A 3,222-nucleotide genomic window follows, 5' to 3' on the forward strand; every position below is an offset into this window, starting at 1 on the left:
AAGCGCGAAAAGGGCGTTTGGTGGATGCCTAGGCAGCAAGAGGCGATGAAGGACGTGATACCCTGCGTTAAGCCATGGGGAGCCGGGAATAGGCTTTGATCCATGGATCTCCGAATGGGGAAACCCACCTGACATTCTATTATAATTGCCTTGCGGCAGTTTATAATGGGGTGAGACAGGTACTTTTACCCTGAATACATAGGGGTTTAAGAGCAAACCCGGGGAACTGAAACATCTAAGTACCCGGAGGAAAGGAAATCAATAGAGACTCCGTTAGTAGTGGCGAGCGAACGCGGACCAGCCGAGCCTGGAAGAACGAGCAGAATGGTCTGGAAAGGCCAGCGATATGGGTGACAGCCCCGTATGCGAAGTTCCAAGGGACGTATCAAGTAGGGCGGGACACGTGAAATCCTGTCTGAAGATCGGGGGACCACCCCCGAAGGCTAAGTACTCCTTGCTGACCGATAGCGAACCAGTACCGTGAGGGAAAGGTGAAAAGCACCCCGACGAGGGGAGTGAAACAGTACCTGAAACCGGACGCCTACAAGCAGTCGGAGGGGCCTTGAGCCCTGACGGCGTACCTTTTGTATAATGGGTCAACGACTTGGTCTTACGAGCAAGCTTAAGCCGATAGGTGTAGGCGCAGCGAAAGCGAGTCTTAAAAGGGCGCATGAGTTCGTGGGATCAGACCCGAAACCAGGTGATCTAGCCATGAGCAGGATGAAGGTTGGGTAACACCAACTGGAGGTCCGAACCAACACCCGTTGAAAAGGGTCTGGATGACTTGTGGCTAGGGGTGAAAGGCTAATCAAACCTGGAGATAGCTGGTTCTCCGCGAAAGCTATTTAGGTAGCGCCTCGGACGAATACCCACGGGGGTAGAGCACTGCATGGATGATGGGGGCCCACAGCCTTACTGAGTCTAAGCAAACTCCGAATACCGTGGAGTACTATCCGGGAGACACACAGTGGGTGCTAACGTCCATTGTGAAGAGGGAAACAACCCTGACCTGCAGCTAAGGCCCCTAATTCGTGGCTAAGTGGGAAAGCATGTGGGACGGCCAAAACAACCAGGATGTTGGCTTAGAAGCAGCCATCATTTAAAGATAGCGTAACAGCTCACTGGTCTAGATAAGCTGTCCTGCGGCGAAGATGTAACGGGGCTCAAGCCACGAGCCGAAGCTCAGGATGCACAGCGATGTGCGTGGTAGCGGAGCGTTCTGTGATATAGCTCATCATGTCTTACTCGCAGCAATGCGAAGACGGACATGGAGAGCTTTCTGTGAAGCCGGGCTGTAAGGCATCCGGTGGAGAGATCAGAAGCGAGAATGTTGACATGAGTAGCGACAAAGAGGGTGAGAGACCCTCTCGCCGAAAGTCCAAGGGTTCCTGCTTAAAGCTAATCTGAGCAGGGTAAGCCGGCCCCTAAGGCGAGGCCGAAAGGCGTAGTCGATGGGAACCAGGTTAATATTCCTGGGCCAGTGGGATGTGACGGATCTCGACGGTAGTTTGCCCTTATCGGATTGGGTGGGCTGCTTAGAGGTTCCTGGAAATAGCCCCACGTCAGACCGTACCCTAAACCGACACAGGTGGACTGGTAGAGTATACCAAGGCGCTTGAGAGAACCACGTTAAAGGAACTCGGCAAAATGCTCCCGTAAGTTCGCGAGAAGGGAGCCCCATATGCACGCAAGTGTGTGTGGGGGGCACAAACTAGGGGGTGGCGACTGTTTACTTAAAACACAGGGCTGTGCGAAGCCGTAAGGCGACGTATACAGTCTGACGCCTGCCCGGTGCTGGAAGATTAAGAGGAGGGGTGCAAGCTCTGAATTGAAGTCCCAGTAAACGGCGGCCGTAACTATAACGGTCCTAAGGTAGCGAAATTCCTTGTCGGGTAAGTTCCGACCTGCACGAATGGCGTAACGATCTCCCCGCTGTCTCTAACGTGGACTCAGCGAAATTGAACTGTGTGTCAAGATGCACACTACCCGCGGTTAGACGGAAAGACCCCATGAACCTTTACTCCAGCTTTGCACTGGTATCAGGATTGTGATGTGCAGGATAGGTGGTAGGCATCGAAGCGGGGACGCCAGTTCTCGTGGAGCCTCCCTTGAGATACCACCCTTCGCCATCTTGATATCTAACCGCGGCCCGTTATCCGGGTCCGGGACCCTGCATGGTGGGGAGTTTGACTGGGGCGGTCGCCTCCCAAATTGTAACGGAGGCGCGCGATGGTTGGCTCAGACCGGTCGGAAATCGGTCGTTGAGTGCAATGGCAGAAGCCAGCCTGACTGCAAGACTGACAAGTCGAGCAGAGACGAAAGTCGGTCATAGTGATCCGGTGGTCCCAAGTGGGAGGGCCATCGCTCAACGGATAAAAGGTACTCTGGGGATAACAGGCTGATGATGCCCAAGAGTCCATATCGACGGCATCGTTTGGCACCTCGATGTCGGCTCATCTCATCCTGGGGCTGGAGCAGGTCCCAAGGGTATGGCTGTTCGCCATTTAAAGAGGTACGTGAGCTGGGTTTAGAACGTCGTGAGACAGTTCGGTCCCTATCTGCCGTGGGTGCAGGAGACTTGAGAAGAGTTGACCCTAGTACGAGAGGACCGGGTTGAACGAACCACTGGTGGACCAGTTATCGTGCCAACGGTAGTGCTGGGTAGCTATGTTCGGACAGGATAACCGCTGAAGGCATCTAAGCGGGAAGCCCCCTTCAAAACAAGGTCTCCCTTGAGGGCCGTGGAAGACCACCACGTCGATAGGCCAGAGGTGTAAGTGCAGCAATGCATTCAGCTGACTGGTACTAATTGCCCGATTGGCTTGATCTGATCCGGAAACAGCAAGGCAAATACCTTGCCCCGAGATCGTCAAAAGCACGTAGAAAACACGTGACGAAAACCTGGAACAATCACTGATGTTTGGGGAAGGCGCACAGCGCAATCCCCGGTCTCTTCTCCGGTCTGGTGGTCATAGCAGGCATAAAACTCCCGATCCCATCCCGAACTCGGCCGATAAGTGTGCCCACGCCAATGGTACTGCGTCTCAAGACGTGGGAGAGTAGGTCACCGCCAGACCTGAAAAGAGACAACTCCCTCAAAAACGATACAATTACCCCTCCGGATAACCCCGGACATACCCTGGCGCGGGGTGGAGCAGCCCGGTAGCTCGTCAGGCTCATAACCTGAAGGCCGCAGGTTCAAATCCTGCCCCCGCAACCAAA

Annotated in this window: 1 tRNA gene and 2 rRNA genes (1 of these 3 running past the window's edge); all 3 read left to right on the plus strand. The window is 54.4% G+C overall.

Annotation, left to right across the window (positions count from 1 at the left end):
- A 23S ribosomal RNA gene (locus tag CXR42_RS19210) occupies positions 1 to 2,830 on the plus strand; it begins 4 nt to the left of the window's first position.
- Positions 2,831 to 2,961: 131 nt separating this feature from the next.
- Positions 2,962 to 3,076 (plus strand): 5S ribosomal RNA (gene rrf / locus CXR42_RS19215).
- A 67-nt stretch (positions 3,077 to 3,143) separates the two neighbouring features.
- Positions 3,144 to 3,220 (plus strand) — tRNA-Met (locus CXR42_RS19220).
- The last annotated feature ends 2 nt before the right edge of the window (positions 3,221 to 3,222 follow it).

Origin of the sequence: Tabrizicola aquatica, assembly GCF_002900975.1 — a bacterium.
Taxonomy (GTDB): Bacteria; Pseudomonadota; Alphaproteobacteria; order Rhodobacterales; family Rhodobacteraceae; genus Tabrizicola; species Tabrizicola aquatica.